At 60.8% G+C, this 17,166-nt stretch carries 16 protein-coding genes and 1 other RNA gene; 12 read left to right on the forward strand and 5 right to left on the reverse strand.

All coding sequences use genetic code 11. The features are described from left to right. Positions 1-86 precede the first annotated feature (86 nt). The 4 genes from O0881_RS24680 to O0881_RS24695 all read left to right on the forward strand — a co-directional run bounded on the left by O0881_RS24680 (position 87) and on the right by O0881_RS24695 (position 2,517). Complete coding sequence (locus tag O0881_RS24680) at positions 87-923, forward strand: hypothetical protein (protein WP_289913442.1); 837 nt, start codon at positions 87-89, stop codon at positions 921-923. Between the two features lie 13 nt (positions 924-936). Then, entirely contained in the window at positions 937-1,389 is a 453-nt protein-coding gene (locus O0881_RS24685; RefSeq protein WP_289913443.1) for a GTP pyrophosphokinase, read from the forward strand. A 379-nt stretch (positions 1,390-1,768) separates the two neighbouring features. Next, positions 1,769-2,137 (forward strand): hypothetical protein, encoded by a 369-nt coding sequence (locus tag O0881_RS24690; protein ID WP_289913444.1) that lies wholly within the window; start codon positions 1,769-1,771, stop codon positions 2,135-2,137. Further along, complete coding sequence (locus tag O0881_RS24695) at positions 2,131-2,517, forward strand: hypothetical protein (protein ID WP_289913445.1); 387 nt, start codon at positions 2,131-2,133, stop codon at positions 2,515-2,517. Before O0881_RS24690 ends, O0881_RS24695 begins: the two co-directional genes overlap by 7 nt. Before the next feature lie 13 nt (positions 2,518-2,530). Here O0881_RS24695 and O0881_RS24700 read toward each other — a convergent pair whose 3' ends face one another. Beyond that, positions 2,531-2,950, reverse strand: coding sequence for a hypothetical protein (locus tag O0881_RS24700; RefSeq protein ID WP_289913446.1), 420 nt, complete (start codon positions 2,948-2,950; stop codon positions 2,531-2,533). A gap of 525 nt (positions 2,951-3,475) precedes the next feature. Here O0881_RS24700 and O0881_RS24705 point away from each other — a divergent pair. Further along, positions 3,476-4,285 carry an AbiJ-NTD4 domain-containing protein gene (locus O0881_RS24705; RefSeq protein WP_289913447.1) on the forward strand — a complete coding sequence of 270 codons (810 nt, stop codon included), beginning with the start codon at positions 3,476-3,478 and terminating at the stop codon, positions 4,283-4,285. Positions 4,286-4,666: 381 nt separating this feature from the next. Here the strand turns inward: O0881_RS24705 and ssrA are convergent. From ssrA to ompA, 4 genes are all read right to left on the reverse strand, one after another. After that, positions 4,667-5,027, reverse strand: a transfer-messenger RNA (tmRNA) gene (gene ssrA, locus O0881_RS24710). Between the two features lie 83 nt (positions 5,028-5,110). Next, the gene (locus tag O0881_RS24715; protein WP_289913448.1) at positions 5,111-5,815 is read right to left on the reverse strand and encodes an HAD-IA family hydrolase; all 705 of its coding nucleotides are present in this window, start codon (positions 5,813-5,815) and stop codon (positions 5,111-5,113) included. A 68-nt stretch (positions 5,816-5,883) separates the two neighbouring features. Next, positions 5,884-6,579, reverse strand: a complete 696-nt coding sequence (ubiG, locus tag O0881_RS24720; protein WP_077400739.1) for a bifunctional 2-polyprenyl-6-hydroxyphenol methylase/3-demethylubiquinol 3-O-methyltransferase UbiG — start codon at positions 6,577-6,579, stop codon at positions 5,884-5,886. A 127-nt stretch (positions 6,580-6,706) separates the two neighbouring features. Beyond that, the gene (gene ompA / locus O0881_RS24725; protein WP_034782001.1) at positions 6,707-7,417 is read right to left on the reverse strand and encodes an outer membrane protein OmpA; all 711 of its coding nucleotides are present in this window, start codon (positions 7,415-7,417) and stop codon (positions 6,707-6,709) included. Between the two features lie 656 nt (positions 7,418-8,073). On the opposite strand from ompA, the gene gyrA reads away from it, so the two are divergent. The 7 genes from gyrA (at position 8,074) to aroA (ending at position 17,158) form a co-directional block, all read left to right on the forward strand. Beyond that, complete coding sequence (gene gyrA, locus O0881_RS24730) at positions 8,074-10,758, forward strand: DNA gyrase subunit A (protein WP_251349945.1); 2,685 nt, start codon at positions 8,074-8,076, stop codon at positions 10,756-10,758. A gap of 107 nt (positions 10,759-10,865) precedes the next feature. Beyond that, positions 10,866-11,450, forward strand: a complete 585-nt coding sequence (locus O0881_RS24735; protein ID WP_289913449.1) for a DUF2059 domain-containing protein — start codon at positions 10,866-10,868, stop codon at positions 11,448-11,450. Between the two features lie 27 nt (positions 11,451-11,477). Beyond that, entirely contained in the window at positions 11,478-12,569 is a 1,092-nt protein-coding gene (gene serC / locus O0881_RS24740) for a 3-phosphoserine/phosphohydroxythreonine transaminase (protein ID WP_289913450.1), read from the forward strand. 83 nt (positions 12,570-12,652) lie between these two features. Next, positions 12,653-13,723 carry a prephenate dehydratase gene (pheA, locus tag O0881_RS24745; protein WP_077400751.1) on the forward strand — a complete coding sequence of 357 codons (1,071 nt, stop codon included), beginning with the start codon at positions 12,653-12,655 and terminating at the stop codon, positions 13,721-13,723. Between the two features lie 44 nt (positions 13,724-13,767). Then, the gene (gene hisC / locus O0881_RS24750) at positions 13,768-14,874 is read left to right on the forward strand and encodes a histidinol-phosphate transaminase (protein WP_289913451.1); all 1,107 of its coding nucleotides are present in this window, start codon (positions 13,768-13,770) and stop codon (positions 14,872-14,874) included. Between the two features lie 4 nt (positions 14,875-14,878). Next, positions 14,879-15,784, forward strand: a complete 906-nt coding sequence (locus tag O0881_RS24755) for a prephenate dehydrogenase/arogenate dehydrogenase family protein (protein WP_289913452.1) — start codon at positions 14,879-14,881, stop codon at positions 15,782-15,784. Between the two features lie 18 nt (positions 15,785-15,802). Beyond that, a complete protein-coding gene (gene aroA / locus O0881_RS24760; protein WP_289913453.1) occupies positions 15,803-17,158 on the forward strand; it encodes a 3-phosphoshikimate 1-carboxyvinyltransferase in 1,356 nt (451 codons plus the stop codon). The last annotated feature ends 8 nt before the right edge of the window (positions 17,159-17,166 follow it).

Below are 17,166 nucleotides of genomic sequence, written 5' to 3' on the forward strand. Positions count from 1 at the left end.
GGCGCGCGTGCGCCAGCCTTGTCCATGTACAATCGGCAACATCCGGATCGACGTATCCGCCCCTTCATTGCGGAGTACGCCTGAGCGTGACACAAACATTGCAAACCTGGCTGCTGGCCTGGCGGGAAGCCTTCACGTGCATCGGCCTGGGATTGCGCGATGCGCGTCATGCGGGGCTGTGGTGGCGCTCCGCGCTGTGGTGCATGGCGGTCGTGGCCCTGTGGCTGGGGCTGTATGGTTGCTTCGGCCGTTTTTTTGTCGAGCTGAGCGCCATGCTGGCGCTGGTGTCGGTTACCGGCCTGCTGGGCCTGGGCGTGATGGATGGCGTCGGGACACTGGCCAACGGGCCTGCCACGCTCTCGCAGATGGGCAATATCGCCGGCGGCCTGGGCAGCGCCGCCAAGGCCCTGCTGTCGATCGGCCAGATCACTCTGGTCTTGCTGGCGCTGGCCACCTTGTTCTATGTCATGGTCTTTATCGTCGGCGCCATCGGCACGGCGCGCTTGCCGCTGCGCTGGCTGTTGCTGGAACGGGCCAAGGCTGTGGCGGCACGCCGCTATGCCCCGTGGCAAGCGCCGGCCGGCCTGGAGCTGCCCGCCCCGCGCCCCGTCTGGCGGCGCCTGTTGCTGCTGCTTTCCCTGCTGATCCCCGTATGGGCCATGTGCGTGCTGGTCTCGTACCTGCTGGCCTGGAATGTCCGGAGGATCTACGGCGCGGCGGCCGAAGACGTGCTCGGCGCAGAACAGCAAGCGGCGTTGCGCCGCGCGCAGCGCCCGGCGATTGCTGCCCTGGGTCTGCTGCTGTGCTTGCTGATGCTGATACCGGTCCTCAATTTACTGGTGCCAGCCTTGCTGTGCAGCAGCGTTTGCCATTTGCAGCGCCGCGGCTGGCGTGCAACGGGGTCAGCAACCAACGTGGAGTGAACAAGGAATAAACATGAGTGAACACGCAAGACGCGGCACCCTGGAACGCGCGATTGAAATCGCCGCCGCCACCCATGCCGGCCAGACGGACAAGGGCGGCGCGCCATACATACTCCACCCCTTGCGCGTCATGCTGCGCATCGCCCCTGGCGCCCAGCAAATTGTCGCCGTATTGCATGATGTGGTGGAAGACAGCGATGGAAAAATCACCTTCGACGACCTGGCGCGCGAAGGATTTTCCCGGGAAGTCATCGACGGCGTGCGCGCCGTGACCAAGATCGCGGGCGAATCGTACGAGGATTTCATCGCCCGCGCAGCCCTGAATCCGGTCGGCAAGGCCGTCAAGCTGGCGGATCTGGCCGAGAATAGCGATTTGTCGAGGATAGGGGCGCCGACGCAGAAGGACTTGGAGAGGGTGGAGAAGTATCGGAGGGCGATGGGATATTTGCTGGGGGAGGTTCTTTAGTCTCAACGTGGCACTGCGCGATCTTGCGCTTGTTCAATGTCATGGCTGCAATTAGCGATAACGCCATTAACGTACAGGGATTTGATCCTTCGCAATGCTCAGAAGATGTATAACGGCAAAAATTGTCGAGCGTGCATCTCTTGGCGATCATGCGAGGATTCTCGCCAATTACTGCGGCGCGAGACATCGTCAATAAAATGCGTTACAAGGTTTGACAGGCAGTATGCATCGCGATGCAATGCAAAGCTAATCCGCATATTTTTTGAATTCAGTTTTGTCCAAGTTATTTATTTTAATGGCCCTGCTATCCCCCGGATAAGACCACTCATACATCACGACGACCATTTTCACATCACGAGTAAATAGCGGGACGGATGACATGAAACGCCTTCTCGCTGTTTTTCCGCTCCTTGTTGTTGCTATGGTCATGGCTCAGTCCGCTCCCAAATGGTTATTTTCTTACCAGTCATTCAAAGGCCGCTATGCCATCTATAGCGGAGGCCTGAGCGATCCGCAGCCGTCGACCAGTAAAGACAAGCGCATCGCGTTCTGGATCGATGGCAAGGCGGCAAAGCAGCTATTCGATGCGATGGGGCCGGACTTGCGCAACGTGTGCGGCGCGGACGGCGAATATCGCCTGCGCCAGCGGGCGGAAGTGCGTTGCTCCTATCATCCCCGTGATGGGCACCATTGCGACTTCGGTTTTGACCTTCTGAGCGGACGCAGTATCGGCGGCTCCGTATGCTGAGGCGCGCTAGCCAGCTATTCGTCGCGCTGCTGTGCTTGCTGTTGGCGCACCAGGCCAGGGCCGTATGGGAATTCGTGCAAAAGGATGTTTCAGGGGCGTACGCGATCTATGGCGCATATCTCGACGATGCCGTGGCACCGGTTGCGGGGGATACCAAAGTCGCGTTTCGTTTGACGGGAGCCGCTGCAAAGGACATGTTCGACGCCATCGGGCCGGATATGCGCGATGGCTGCCCTGACCCGCAAATACGCATTCGCAATCGTGACATGCTGCTGTGTCGGCACCGTCCGAAAGATGGCTATCGCTATGATTTTGGTTTCGATTTGTCGACGGGCTTGAGTATCGGGGGAGCGGTGGGTGGGGCGGTGTGTGGGGAGTAATGGGGGCGGCCGGTCACCGGGTGCGAGCAAGAGCTTTGCGGATGGCTTGTTCGACGGGGCGGTCTATCAGCGCCAAAACGATGACTACGACAGCGGTAACAATCAGTCCCTCCAGTAAAGCTGGATCGGGGAAAAGTTGCTGATTGGCGATGGCACCGGGCACGGTTGCTCGTTTCCAGAGAAGGGGCACCAGGGCGGTGCCAGCGGCGAGCAGCATGGCCGGTCGACGATGGTGCAAGCGGGCGATTTGTCCCATCAGCAGCAGCGCGATACCCCACGCAAAGGGATAGAAGCCGTGGTCGAACAAGATCATGCGCTCATCGTAGTATGCGCCCGTGTACCAGGTAAAACGGGAGAAGCCGAAAAGACCATAGGCGACGAGGGCTACGGCTAGCACGAGGAAACTGGAGGAAAGCAGGCGAGCAATTTTCATGGTTGGGGTTTCTCTGCCAAGGCCTTGATATTACGCCCGATTAGGTGGAGCTTCTGTTTTGTTACTTGGATAGTCCTGTTTTTGCTGAATATGGCTCGCTGGCCGTGTTTGTAGTTTTGCTCGTTATTTTTCTCGCCGCCGGCGTGGCTTGCCAGACCACCTTTGCGTATGATTTTACCGGCTAAAGGGCGAGGGGCAGGTTCGCCATTCGTACACGGCCTGAGCAGTTGATTTTGTCGTTAGGAAAAACCGCCTGCGGCGCAAAATCCCCGCGTCCGTACCGGACGCGGATTCCATGCCCGCGTTCTGCATGCATGGAATAAATAAAAAGGGCCTCCCCGTCAAAACGGGGAAGCCCTTTTATTTATTCAGTGGTGGAGGCGGCGGGAATCGAACCCGCCGCATAGTTAGGTTTTATGCGGCTTTGAATGGGTATGTAGTCATAAAGCTGTCATTCCATAGGTATTTTCATGTTCGCCGCTGTGCTTGACGTAGAATTGACTATCTTCATTTTAAGGGTTTGACATGCGTCGGTTTAGTGAGCGTAACGGATATGCTGATGTGCCAGCAGAAATGCGTCTTGAAACAATGTCAGATCCTCTTAGGAACATGCTTTGGAATGCAATTGATACGTCAGTCTCTTGGGAGAAATATGATCTCATTTCCCAAAAGATGTGGCACAAGTTCTATAAGCTTCCCCTGGATAGTCGCCCTAGTCGACCCGTGTGGAATGGTGCCTCGGACTACACCCCATGCTGGCATGAAATTCGCACCCGATACTTTAAGGCTAACTGGGCTCAGGTCTATGATCATGTCGAATTTTTTTTGCAGGTCGGACCGGTTAAGGCGGATTTCATCAATAGTATTTTGGCCGATGAAGGTGCGGCGTACAGAGTCATTGACGGCCAAATCTGTGCTATCACAAGTGCAGGGGAAATAGCGGCTATCGAGAGTGCAATAAAGCCGAGAGAAAAATTTCAAGCTACTGCGGAGCACTTCCAGACAGCACTTTCACATCTGTCAAATCGAGAAAATCCTGACCTGAGAAATGTGATAAAAGAATCAATAACCGCACTTGAAGCAACCGCAAAAGTTGTCGCAAGGAAGGATAACGTAACCCTTGGCGATGCGCTTGCTATTCTTGAAAAGCAAGGACGTGTGGATGCAACTCTAAAAAAAGGGTTTGGTGCGATCTATGGCTGGACAAATGGGCCGAGCGGTATTCGGCATGCAATGAGTGATAGTCCGCAGCAGATTGATCGTGAAGACGCAAAGTTTTATTTGATCCTGTGTAGTGCATTTTCCAACTATTTGGAGGCAGTATCTATTAAATAGTCCTTTTTTCGACATTTCCGAATATGGCTTCAGCTTTTGAGCCTGCTATGCGCTCTGCATCCGGCATCCACCGGCCGTAGACGCGCGCAATCATCGTCCAGTCTTCAGGACCAGGGTCAGGTCCGTCATTCGTACACGGCCTGAGAAGTTGATGTTGTCGTTAGGAAAAACCGCCTGCGGCGCAAAACCTAACCAGACGAATCGGAGGGGGTTGCGCTTGCAAGCGCAACCCGGTTTTGCGGCGCCGAGCTGCGCTCGCCGAAGCCCCGCAAAACCCCCGCGCCCGTACCGGACGCGGATTCGACGCCCGCGCTCTGCATGCATGGAATAAATAAAAAGGGCCTCCCCGCCAAAACGGGGAAGCCCTTTTTATTTATTCAGTGGTGGAGACGGCGGGAATCGAACCCGCGTCCGCAAGCACTCCACAGACAGTTCTACATACTTAGCACTATCATTTAATTTAACTCAGCCAGCACGGATGTGCACGTTATGGACAAGCGAGTTACCTATTATTTAGTCGGACGCTAAGTAACCCAGCATACGACGAGTCCCTGTAAATGACTCTAGAGCTTTTGACGGCCCACCCCAGGGACGAGGTGTTCTAGAGCTAACAGCGATTAAGCTGCCAGTGCGTACGAGTTATCGTTTGCAGTTAAGTTTTTTCAGGTTGTATTTACGAGGTAGCCCGCCCTCGGTATGCCCTGCGCTGCTTTGCAACCCACGTCGAAACCAGGTCGTCCCCACAGAACCTTCATTGTAGCGCAATCTGCCCACTCTTGCATGGTGCATTCGCTTGCTGGCGTGCCAGATCAAGCGCGGGCCGATTTATGCCGCCAATTGCCGCGCCTGCGCCGCCTTCACCACCGCGCTGACCAGCTCGAGCAGCGCATGCGGGGTATCCAGCAGGTGGTCGGCGTTCCAGTGTTGCGGTTCGACGGGGCCGCAGTAGCCCCAGGCGCAGGCCACCGTGCGCATGCCGGCGGCGCGGCCGGCCTGGATGTCGCGCAGGTCGTCGCCCACGTACCAGCAGTCTTCCGGCGCCAGATCCAGGCGGCGCGCCGCTTCCAGCAGGGGGGCGGGGTGCGGCTTCGGGTGGGGCATGGTATCGCCCGAGATCACGCAGCCGGCGGCGCCCAGGCCGATCTGGCCGACCAGCGGGTCGGTGAAGCGGGCGGCCTTGTTGGTGACCACGCCCCAGGCCAGGCCCAGGGCTTGCAGGCCTTCCAGCAGGGCGGGGATGCCGTCGAACAGGCGGCTTTCCACGGCCAGGGCCGCTTCGTAATTGTTCAGGAATCCGTCTTTCAGGGCTTCGTAGCCGCTTTCGCCGGGGCCGATGCCGTAGGACGCACCGATCATGCCGCGCGCGCCGGCCGAGGCCGTGGGGCGCAGGATGTCATACGGGGTCGGCGCCAGGCCGGCGCGCGCGCGCAGCAGGTTGATGGCCGCCGCCAGGTCGGGCGCGGTGTCGGCCAGGGTGCCGTCGAGGTCGAACAGGATGGCGCGCGGGGCTGGCAGATGGTCAGTGATCATGGCGGACAAAGTGTGTCAAGTAGGAATGAAAAATGGCGGCCGCAGCCGCCTTGTATTGTGCGTGATGGTTACAGCGGCCGGGTGCAGGCCACCAGATAATTGACGCTGGTATCGCTATTAAGTGAGTAAATCTTGGTCAGCGGATTGTAGCCCATGCCGCGCATGCTGTTGACGTCCAGGCCGGCGCTGCGCACGTATTGCGACAGCTCGGACGGGGTGATGAATTTGTCATAGTCATGCGTGCCTTTCGGCAGCAGGCGCAGCAGGTATTCGGCGCCCAGGATGGCGAACAGGTACGCTTTCGGGTTGCGGTTCAGGGTAGACAGGAAGACGTGGCCGCCCGGTTTCACCAGCGCGGCGCAAGCCTTGACGATGGCGGCGGGGTCCGGCACGTGCTCGAGCATTTCCATGCAGGTCACGACGTCGTACTGGCCTGCCTCTTCCTCGGCCATGGCTTCGGCGGCGATCAGCTTGTAGCGCACCTTGGCGCCCGATTCCAGGCTGTGCAGGTCGGCCACTTTCAGGGCCTTGTCGGACAGGTCGATGCCCGTCACGTCGGCACCCTTGCGGGCCATCGATTCGGCCAGGATACCGCCGCCGCAGCCGATGTCGATCACGCGCTTGCCGGCCAGCGGCACTTTCGCGTTGATCCATTCCAGGCGCAGGGGGTTAATTTCGTGCAGGGGACGAAACTCGGAAGTGGGGTCCCACCAGCGGTGGGCCAGCTCACTGAATTTTTGGATTTCGAGAGGGTCGGCGTTCATAGGTCGAATAATAGCGGCAATTTTACAATTGGGCAGCCACGGACGAAAAAAAACCCCGCCGTGGCGGGGTTTTTCATGCTGTTCTTGACTTGCGCGATGACTTGCGGCAAGTCCAGGGGTTCAGCTATTACTTGTTGCGGGTACCAACAACTTCGATTTCCACGCGACGGTTTTTCGCACGGCCTTCGGCAGTTTTGTTATCAGCAACAGGTTGTTTCTCGCCTTTGCCTTCGGTGTACACGCGGTTGCTTTCAACGCCTTTGGTGACCAGGTAGGCTTTGACAGCATCAGCACGACGTACCGACAGTTTTTGGTTGTAAGCATCGGTGCCGACGGAGTCGGTGTGACCCACAGCGATGATGACTTCCAGGTTGATGCCGCCCAGTTGTGCGGACAGCTCGTCCAGCTTGGCTTTGCCTTCTGGCTTCAGCGTAGCTTTGTCGAAATCGAAGAATGCATCAGCAGCGAAGCTGACTTTTTCCGAGGTAGGAGCAACTACGACTGGTACTGGTACGACAACGACTGGTGCCGGTGCTGGTACGACTGGTGCTGGAGGAGCCACGCATTTGCCGTCTTGCAGGGTTTCTGGCTCTACGCACAGTGGCACGTCGCAACCTGGCACTGCGTCAGCAGGTGTCCAGTAGCCGGTACGCCAGCACAGGCCGAATGGGTCACGCACGATCACGCCGCGGGCATCTTGCACGTAAGCGCTTTTTGGGCTTGGTGCTTTGATGTCAGTGGTAACTGGCGCGAATGGTGGGGAGGTTGGGGTTTGGGCCGAAGCCGAGCCAGCAATCACTGCGGATGCAGCGAAAAACAGCGTTACAAATTTATTCATTCTTTTTTCCTTTCGGGGGGTGATATCCGCAGAACAACACTGCGCTACTGGTGCTACGTGCCAAGATTTTATCATGTAGACCATATGCGCTCGTTTCAGATTGCGAAACTAGCAATTAACTTCCCAGTCATTTTGCCACACGCATCAGGGGCGCACGACCGTGGTTAAATCAAAGCTTGCCCGATTTTAGACCGCGCGTTGTTTTTGCGCAACGAAAATGCCCATTTGTAACGCGTCTGTAACAATTGATCGCTTTTTTTGCCTCTTTTAAGGGCAGGTATCTTGAACTGGTATTGCCATTGTGCATTATCGAGAGGTCAGGCTGCACGGCTCCGGTGCAAACTGCCAATCTTGTTGGTATGGCCAATTTGTACAGGTAGCTGGGCGCGCATGCTAAAATCGTGCGCTTGACTGTTAAGAGTGTCGGGCAAATGCCCACGGCGGCACTGCATGGCCAGCTCGTACCACTGCGGTACACGTACTGGCCGTGCCGCCAGCCCGCCGATTTGTTCCGGCACTCTGCGACATGGAAGCCGGGCCGCGCCAGCAGCGCGCGGCGCGGCGTCCACGACGACAGCCACCCAGGATATGCAGTATTGCGTCATACATTGCGTAACAGATAAGTTAACCACAGCCTGAGATCAGTCGAACCGCCAATGGATCAATTCGCAAAAGAAACAATTCCTATTTCCCTCGAAGAAGAGATGCGCAAGAGCTACCTCGATTACGCCATGAGCGTGATCGTCGGTCGCGCCTTGCCCGATGCGCGCGATGGCTTGAAGCCAGTGCACCGTCGCGTCTTGTTCGCGATGCATGAAATGAACAACGTGTGGAACCGCCCTTACGTCAAGTGCGCCCGCGTGGTCGGCGAAACCATGGGTAAATACCATCCCCACGGCGATGCCTCGATCTACGACACGCTGGTGCGCATGGCGCAGGATTTCTCGCTGCGCTACATGCTCGTCGATGGCCAGGGCAACTTCGGTTCCGTCGACGGCGACGGCGCCGCGGCGATGCGTTATACCGAGTGCCGCCTGGACAAGATCGCCAGCGAACTGCTGGCCGATATCGACAAGGACACCGTCGACTTCCAGCCCAACTACGATGGCAAGGAAAAGGAACCGACGGTCTTGCCGACGCGTATCCCGAACCTGCTGATCAATGGCTCGTCCGGTATCGCGGTCGGCATGGCGACGAACATTCCGCCACACAACATTACCGAAGTCATCGACGGCGCGCTGCACGTGCTGCGCAACCCCGAGTGCACGATCGATGAATTGATCGAGCTGATCCCGGCGCCGGACTTCCCGACGGCCGGCATCATCTATGGCGTGTCCGGCGTGCGCGACGGCTACCGCACGGGCCGCGGCCGCGTCGTCATGCGCGCCAAGACCCACTTCGAAGAATACGGCAAGGATGGCGGCCGCATCGCCATCATCGTCGACGAGCTGCCATTCCAGGTCAACAAGAAATCCTTGCTGGAACGCATCGCTGAAAACGTGCGCGACAAGAAGCTCGACGGCATTTCCGACATCCGCGACGAATCCGACAAGTCGGGCATGCGCGTGGTGATCGAGCTGAAACGGGGCGAAGTGCCGGAAGTGGTGCTGAACAACCTGTACAAGCAGACCCAGTTGCAAGACACCTTCGGCATGAACATGGTGGCCCTGGTCGATGGCCAGCCGAAGCTGCTGAACCTCAAGCAGATGCTGCAATGCTTCCTGTCGCACCGCCGCGAAGTGGTGACGCGCCGTACCGTGTTCGAACTGCGCAAGGCGCGCGAACGCGGTCACGTATTGGAAGGCCTGGCTGTCGCGCTGGCCAACATCGATGACTTCATCGCCATCATCAAGGCCGCGCCGACGCCGCCGATCGCCAAGGTCGAACTGATGGCCAAGGCCTGGGATTCGTCCGTCGTGCGCGAAATGCTGGCCCGCACGGGCGACGGCTCGACGCCAGGCGGCATCGATGCCTACCGTCCGGAAAACCTGCCGAAGCACTATGGCATGCAGGGCGATGGCCTGTACAAGCTGTCGGACGACCAGGCGCAGGAAATTCTGCAAATGCGCCTGCAGCGCCTGACCGGCCTGGAACAGGACAAGATCGTCAACGAGTACAAGGACGTGATGGAACACATCGCCGACTTGCTCGACATCCTGGCCAAGCCGGAACGCGTCACTGTCATCATCACCGATGAAATGACGGCGGCGAAGAACGAATACGGCGCCGGCAACAAGGACGTGCGCCGCTCGCAGATCGAATTGAATGCGACCGACCTGGAAACGGAAGATTTGATCACGCCGCAGGACATGGTCGTGACCCTGTCGCACACGGGCTACATGAAGGCCCAGCCGATCACCGAATACCGCGCGCAGAAGCGCGGCGGCCGCGGCAAGCAGGCGATGGCGACGAAAGAGGAAGACTGGATCGACCAGCTGTTCATCGCCAACACGCACGACTACATCCTGTGCTTCTCGGATCGTGGCCGCATGTACTGGCTGAAGGTGTGGGAAGTGCCGCAAGGCTCGCGCAATTCGCGCGGCAAGCCGATCGTCAACATGTTCCCGCTGCAGGACAACGAAAAGATCACCGTGATCCTGCCGCTGTCGGGCGAGAACCGCACGTTCCCGGAAGACCATTACGTGTTCATGTCGACCAGCCTCGGTACCGTCAAGAAGACGCCGCTGAAGGACTTCAGCAATCCACGCAAGGCCGGCATCATCGCGGTCGACCTGGACGACGGCGACTTCCTGATCGGCGCGGCGCTGACCGACGGCCAGCACGACGTGATGCTGTTCTCCGATTCGGGCAAGGCAGTGCGCTTCGACGAAAACGACGTGCGTCCGATGGGCCGTACGGCGCGCGGCGTGCGCGGCATGAACCTGGAAGAAGGCCAGCACGTGATCGCCCTGCTGGTGGCCGAGAACGAGCAGCAGTCGGTGCTGACGGCCACGGAAAACGGCTACGGCAAGCGTACGCCGATCACCGAGTACACGCGCCATGGCCGTGGCACGAAAGGCATGATCGCCATCCAGACCAGCGAGCGCAACGGTAAAGTGGTTGCCGCGACCCTGGTCGATACCAGCGATGAAATCATGCTGATCACCACCGGTGGCGTATTGATCCGCACCCGCGTGTCGGAAATCCGCGAGATGGGCCGCGCGACGCAGGGCGTGACCCTGATCGCCGTGGAAGACGGCACCAAGCTGTCCGGCCTGCAGCGCGTGGTGGAGACGGATATCGACGAAGTCGAGCTGACGACGGAGGCGGGCCAGGAGGCTGCGGCCGCGCCGGCAGCGGCTGAACCGGCCGATCCTGTCGACCCGGCGCAGCCGGAGTAAGATGATTGGGGCTCTTTCGGGAGCCCCAATTGCTGTTGGCGTGCCAGTTGCGGCGCCAGCCTGCGTATCCCCAGATAGTTCCCCGCTTTTGTAAAGTCCCGCATGCCATGAGAAAAATCGTCGCCACCTTCTTCGCCGCGTTTTCGCTGGCCTTCCTTGCGACCCTGCCGGCCCTGGCCCAGAGCACGCAAGCCACGCCCGCCCGCCAGGCGGCGCCCAGCCCCGCCATGAAGGTGGCCGTGCGGCGCATGCTCGACGCGATGCAGTTTCCGCAACTGACGCGCAACATCTTCGACCAGATGCTGCAATCGGTGCCGGCCATGATCCGCCAGTCGGCGCAGCAGCAAATCAGCAGCAACCCGAACCTGGACGAGCAGCGCAAGGCGCGCGCGCTGGCCAGCGCCGAGGAAGAAATCCCCCTGGCCATCGCCACCCTGACGCAGGTGCTGGCCGACTCGACCCTGATCGACGAACTGGCCGCCGAAATGGTGCCCCTGTACGCGCGCTTTTACACGGTGCCCGAAGTCGAGCAGCTGACGACCTTCTACAAGACGCCGCTGGGGCGCAAGATGCTGGCCACCATGCCGCAGCTGTCTGCCGAATCGATGGCCATCAGCCAGCGCGTGCTGATCCCGCGCGTGAATGCGGTGCTGGACCAGGTCATGCGGGCGGCCACGCAGTCGCCCCAATAAGATTTCCATTTTGCCAAGGACCGTATCGTGACCCATATCTACAATTTTTCCGCCGGCCCCGCCGTCCTGCCCAAGGAAGTGCTGGCGCAAGCAGCTGCCGAGATGCAGGACTGGCATGGCAGTGGCATGTCGGTGATGGAAATGAGCCACCGTGGTCCCGAATTCATTTCCATCTACCAGCAGGCAGTGGCCGACCTGCGCGAGCTGCTGGCCGTGCCCGACAACTACAAGATCCTGTTCCTGCAGGGTGGTGGCCTGGGCGAGAACGCCATCATTCCCATGAACCTGGTGGGCCTGGCCGCGCAGCAGCCGGCCACCGTGGACTTCGTGCACACGGGCTCGTGGTCCGGCAAGTCGATCCAGGAAGCGGCCAAGTACGCCAACGTCAACGTGGCCGCGTCGTCCAAGGCGGGCCGTTTCACGGGCGTGCCGCCGGTCGCCGAATGGCAGTTGACGCCAGGCGCCGCCTACCTGCACATCTGCACCAATGAAACCATCGACGGCGTGGAATTCCAGCAGGCGCCGAACGTGCCGTCCGGGACCACCATCGTGGCCGACATGTCGTCGCACATTTTGTCGCGTGTTATTGATGTATCGCAATATGGCGTCATCTTTGGCGGCGCGCAGAAAAATATCGGCCCGGCCGGCCTGACCCTGGTCATCGTGCGCGAAGACTTGCTGGGCAAGGCGCTGCCGATCTGCCCGTCGGCCTTCGACTGGAGCATCGTGGCCGAACATGAGTCGATGTACAACACGCCGCCTACCTACGGCATCTATATCGCCGGCCTGGTTTTCCAGTGGCTCAAACGCCAGGGTGGCGTTGCAGCCATGGAACAGCGTAATATTGAGAAAGCGGCGCTGCTGTACGCGGCGCTCGATGCGGACGACTTTTACCAGAACCGGGTCGCCCCAGAATATCGCTCGCGCATGACCATCCCGTTCTATCTGCGCGATGAAAGTCTGAACGACGCATTCCTGGCCGGCGCGAAACAGCGCGGCCTGCTGCAACTGAAGGGCCACAAGTCCGTCGGCGGCATGCGTGCATCGATTTATAACGCGATGCCGATCGAGGGCGTGCAAGCCCTGGTCAACTATTTGAACGAGTTTGCCGGACGCTGAGTCGCCTAGACGACCGCGCCGGCCCGCCGCCGGCGCAGGCCGCGCGGCCATGATTGAAGTACAGCTGACGAAACAAACCAACCATGACCGATAAATTGAAACCGCTGCGCGAACAGATCGATGCGATCGACGCGCAAATCCTCGAACTGCTGAACCGCCGCGCGCAAATCGCCCAGCAAGTGGGCCACGTGAAGGCTGAAACGCAGGCGCCCGTGTTCCGCCCCGAGCGCGAGGCACAGGTGCTGCGCGGCGTGGCCGAGCGCAATCCCGGCCCCATGGGCGACCGCGAAGTGCAGACCATCTTCCGCGAAATCATGTCGTCCTGCCGCTCGCTGGAAAAACGGGTCACCGTGGCGTACCTTGGCCCGGCCGGCACTTTCAGCGAACAGGCCGTGTACCAGCAGTTCGGCAGCGCCGTGGAAGGCTTGCCATGCGCGTCCATCGACGAAGTATTCCGTTCCGCCGAGGCGGGAACGGCGGATTTCGGCGTGGTGCCGATCGAAAATTCCTCGGAAGGCGCCGTCAACCGTACCCTGGACATGATGCTGCAGACGAGTCTCATCATCAGCGGCGAGGTGGCGATTGCCGTGCACCACAGCCTGATGACGAAGAGCGGCAACATGGATGGCGTCACCGCCATCTGCGCCCATTCGCAGGCGCTGGCGCAGTGCCAGGTGTGGCTGAACCAGAACTACCCGCACATCGCGCGCCATGCCGTGGCCTCGAACGCCGAGGCGGCCCGCATGGCCGGCGAAGACGGCACGGTGGCGGCCATCGCCAGCGAACTGGCGGGCGCGCAGTACAAGCTGGGCGTGGTCAAGGGCCATATCCAGGACGACCCGCACAACCGCACGCGCTTTGCCGTCGTCGGCACCTTGCAGACGGCGCCGTCGGGCAAGGACCAGACGTCGCTGGTGCTGGCCGTGCCGAACAAGGCGGGCGCCGTGTACCAGTTGCTCGCGCCCCTGGCGAAACACGGCGTGTCGATGACGCGCTTCGAGTCGCGCCCGGCGCGCATGGGCAGCTGGGAGTATTATTTCTATGTCGACGTGGAGGGCCACGTGCACGACGCAGCCGTCGCCCAGGCGCTGGCCGAGCTGCAAAGCAATGCGGCGTTTTTCAAGGTGCTGGGGTCATATCCTGTCAGCCTGTGAAGCTGTAGCTATTCTTACAATCACCCACTTTTTTAAAGAACACCATGTCTAAAAATATCGGTCCAGAATACGTCCGCGCCATCGCCCCTTACCAGAGCGGCAAACCGATCGCGGAAGTCGCGCGCGAATTCGGCCTCGACGAGGCAGCCATCGTCAAGCTGGCGTCGAATGAAAACCCGTACGGCATGCCGGAATCGGCCAAGCAGGCGATGATCGCCGCCATCGATGACCTGGGCCGCTACCCGGACGCCAACGGCTTCGACTTGAAAGCCGTGCTGTCGAAGCGCTATGACGTGCCGGCCGACTGGATCACCCTGGGCAACGGCAGCAACGACATCCTGGAAATCGCCGCGCACGCGTTTGTGCAGCATGGCGAATCCGTCGTGTACTCGCAGTATTCGTTCGCCGTGTACGCGCTGGCCACGCAGGGCCTGGGCGCGCGCCACATCGTCGTCCCGGCGCAAGCCTATGGCCATGACCTGGACGCCATGGCGGCGGCGATTGCCGACGACACGCGTCTGATTTTCATCGCCAACCCGAACAACCCGACGGGCACCTTCCTGACGGCGGCGCAGCTCGAAGCCTTCCTGCAGAAAGTACCGGCGCATGTCGTCGTCGTGCTGGACGAGGCCTACAACGAATTCCTGTCGGCCGACGAGCAGTACGAATCGACGGCGTGGGTGCGCCAGTATCCGAACCTGGTGGTCTCGCGCACCCTGTCGAAGGCGTATGGCCTGGCCGGCCTGCGCATCGGCTTCGCCATCGCCCAGCCGGTGCTGACGGACCTGATGAACCGCATCCGCCAGCCATTCAACGTCAATTCGCTGGCGCAAGCGGCCGCGATTGCCGCCCTGAACGACAAGGCCTTCCTCGAGCAAAGCGCGCGCAACAACGCGGCCGGCTACCGGCAGTTTACGGAAGCGTTTGCGCAACTGGGCCTGGAATACGTGCCGTCGCACGGCAATTTCGTGCTGGTGAAGGTGGGCGACGATGATGAAGCGGGCGCGCGCGTGAACCTGGCGCTGCTGAAACAGGGCGTGATCGTGCGCCCCGTGGGCAGCTATGGCTTGCCGCAATGGCTGCGCATTTCCATCGGCCTGCCGCAGGAAAACGCCATCTTCATCGCCGCGCTGACGAAAGCGCTGGCCTGACGCCATGACGACGCCTGCACTGAAGAAGGTCGTCATTTTTGGCGTAGGCCTGATCGGCGGCTCGTTCGCGCGCGCCTTGAAACACGCGGGCGCGGTTCAAACCGTAGTCGGCATGGGCCGCTCGCCCGCCTCGATGGTGCGCGCGCTCGAACTGGGTATCATCGACGAAATCGGCGGCGACATGGCGCAAGCCTTGCATGGCGCCGACCTGGTGCTGCTGGCTGCGCCCGTGGCGCAGACGGGTCCCATCCTGGCATCCATCGCGCCGCACCTGCAGCCCGGCACCATCGTCACCGATGGGGGCAGCACGAAGAGCGACGTGGTGGCGGCCGCGCGCGCGGCGCTCGGCGGCAAGGTGGGCCAGTTCGTGCCCGGCCACCCGATCGCGGGGCGCGAGACGAATGGTCCCGACGCCGCCATCATTGATCTGTATCAAGGCAAGAAAGTGGTGCTCACGCCGCTGGCGGAAAACGCCGCGGACGACGTCGAGCGCGTGGCGGCCGCCTGGCGTGCCTGCGGCGCCATCCTGCACACGTTGACGCCCGAAGAACATGACAAGGTGTTTGCCGCCGTCAGCCATCTGCCGCATTTGCTGGCCTTTGCGCTGGTCGACGACATCGCCAACAAACCGCACGCGGGCCTGCTGTTTCAATACGCGGCCAGCGGCTTTCGCGACTTTACGCGCATCGCCGGCTCATCGCCGGAAATGTGGCGCGACATCAGCCTGGCCAACCAGCCGGCGCTGCTGCACGAACTGGATGCCTACCTGGCGCAGTTGACGACCTTGCGCGCCCACCTGGCCGCGCACGACGGCGCCGCCATCGAGGGCGTGTACGCGAACGCCCAGCACGCGCGGCAGCAATGGATCGAGGCGATCGAGACGGCGGAAGCTCCCGCGCCCGCACAATAAATACTCAAGGATTCCAGTATGACCCAGACCAAGCACTACCCCCACCATATCGACTTGAAGCCGGTGATGCACGCCGAGGGCACGGTGCGCTTGCCCGGCTCGAAAAGCATTTCCAACCGCGTGCTGCTGTTGGCCGCGCTGGCCAAGGGCACGACGAAGATCGTCGACTTGCTCGCTTCCGACGACACCTTCGTCATGCTGACGGCCCTGACGTCGCTGGGCGTCAAATGGACGCAGGACGAGTTGCAGGGCGACCCGGCCACCGCGCACCAGATCCACCACGTGGAAGGCTGCGGCGGCGTATTCCCGCACCACGAGGCTGACCTCTTCATGGGCAATGCGGGCACGGCGATCCGCCCGCTGACGGCGGCGCTGGCCGTCATCGGCGGCGACTACACCTTGCACGGCGTGTCGCGCATGCACGAGCGCCCGATCGGCGACCTGGTCGACGCGCTGAACGCCGTCGGCACGCAGATCGAATACACGGGCGAGCAGGGCTTCCCGCCGCTGCGCATCGGCCGCGGCCACATCCACGCGCAGCGCATCGCCGTGCGCGGCAACGTGTCGAGCCAGTTCCTGACGGCCCTCTTGATGGTGGCGCCGCTGATGGCGCGCGACCATGCGGTCACCATCGATGTGACGGGCGAGCTGATTTCGAAGCCGTACATCGAGATCACCCTGAACCTGATGCGCCGTTTCGGCGTGACGGTCGAACATGACGGCTGGCAGTCGTTCACCGTGCAGCCGGGCCAGCAATACCAAAGCCCGGGCACCATCCACGTGGAAGGCGACGCTTCGTCGGCCTCGTATTTCCTGGCGGCTGGCGCCATCGGCGGCGGTCCCGTGCGCGTGGAAGGCGTGGGGCGCGACAGCATCCAGGGCGACGTGCGCTTCGTCGAAGCCTTACAGGAGATGGGCGCGACCATCACCATGGGCGAGAACTGGATCGAAGCCCGTTCGAACGGCGTCCTGAAAGCCGTCGACATGGACTTTAACCACATTCCCGACGCGGCCATGACGATCGCCGTGGCCGCCCTGTACGCGGACGGCACCAGCACCTTGCGCAATATCGCCAGCTGGCGCGTAAAAGAGACGGACCGCCTCGCCGCCATGGCAACGGAGTTGCGCAAGCTGGGCGCGGAAGTGGAAGAGGGCGCCGATTACCTGCGCGTGACGCCGCCGGCGCAGATTCTTGCCGCCACCATCGACACGTATGATGACCACCGCATGGCCATGTGCTTTTCGCTGGCCTCGCTGGACGGCGCCGCGCGCCGCGGCAACGAGATGCGCATCAACGACCCGAAATGCGTGGCCAAGACCTTCCCCGAGTATTTCGCCGCCTTCGCGGGGATTGCCAAAGACACTTTGATTTAATTGATTGC

It is taken from the genome of Janthinobacterium sp. SUN100, assembly GCF_030397705.1.
GTDB lineage: Bacteria > Pseudomonadota > Gammaproteobacteria > Burkholderiales > Burkholderiaceae_D > Janthinobacterium > Janthinobacterium kumbetense.

Excerpts from the sequence above, each read along its gene's own strand:
- O0881_RS24685 (WP_289913443.1), top strand. The coding sequence starts at position 937 with ATGAGTGAACACGCAAGACGCGGCACCCTGGAACGCGCGATTGAAATC.
- O0881_RS24690 (WP_289913444.1), top strand. The coding sequence starts at position 1,769 with ATGAAACGCCTTCTCGCTGTTTTTCCGCTCCTTGTTGTTGCTATGGTC.
- O0881_RS24695 (WP_289913445.1), top strand. The coding sequence starts at position 2,131 with ATGCTGAGGCGCGCTAGCCAGCTATTCGTCGCGCTGCTGTGCTTGCTG.
- O0881_RS24700 (WP_289913446.1), bottom strand. The coding sequence starts at position 2,950 with ATGAAAATTGCTCGCCTGCTTTCCTCCAGTTTCCTCGTGCTAGCCGTA.
- O0881_RS24705 (WP_289913447.1), top strand. The coding sequence starts at position 3,476 with ATGCGTCGGTTTAGTGAGCGTAACGGATATGCTGATGTGCCAGCAGAA.
- O0881_RS24715 (WP_289913448.1), bottom strand. The coding sequence starts at position 5,815 with ATGATCACTGACCATCTGCCAGCCCCGCGCGCCATCCTGTTCGACCTC.
- ubiG (WP_077400739.1), bottom strand. The coding sequence starts at position 6,579 with ATGAACGCCGACCCTCTCGAAATCCAAAAATTCAGTGAGCTGGCCCAC.
- ompA (WP_034782001.1), bottom strand. The coding sequence starts at position 7,417 with ATGAATAAATTTGTAACGCTGTTTTTCGCTGCATCCGCAGTGATTGCT.
- gyrA (WP_251349945.1), top strand. The coding sequence starts at position 8,074 with ATGGATCAATTCGCAAAAGAAACAATTCCTATTTCCCTCGAAGAAGAG.
- O0881_RS24735 (WP_289913449.1), top strand. The coding sequence starts at position 10,866 with ATGAGAAAAATCGTCGCCACCTTCTTCGCCGCGTTTTCGCTGGCCTTC.
- pheA (WP_077400751.1), top strand. The coding sequence starts at position 12,653 with ATGACCGATAAATTGAAACCGCTGCGCGAACAGATCGATGCGATCGAC.
- hisC (WP_289913451.1), top strand. The coding sequence starts at position 13,768 with ATGTCTAAAAATATCGGTCCAGAATACGTCCGCGCCATCGCCCCTTAC.
- O0881_RS24755 (WP_289913452.1), top strand. The coding sequence starts at position 14,879 with ATGACGACGCCTGCACTGAAGAAGGTCGTCATTTTTGGCGTAGGCCTG.
- aroA (WP_289913453.1), top strand. The coding sequence starts at position 15,803 with ATGACCCAGACCAAGCACTACCCCCACCATATCGACTTGAAGCCGGTG.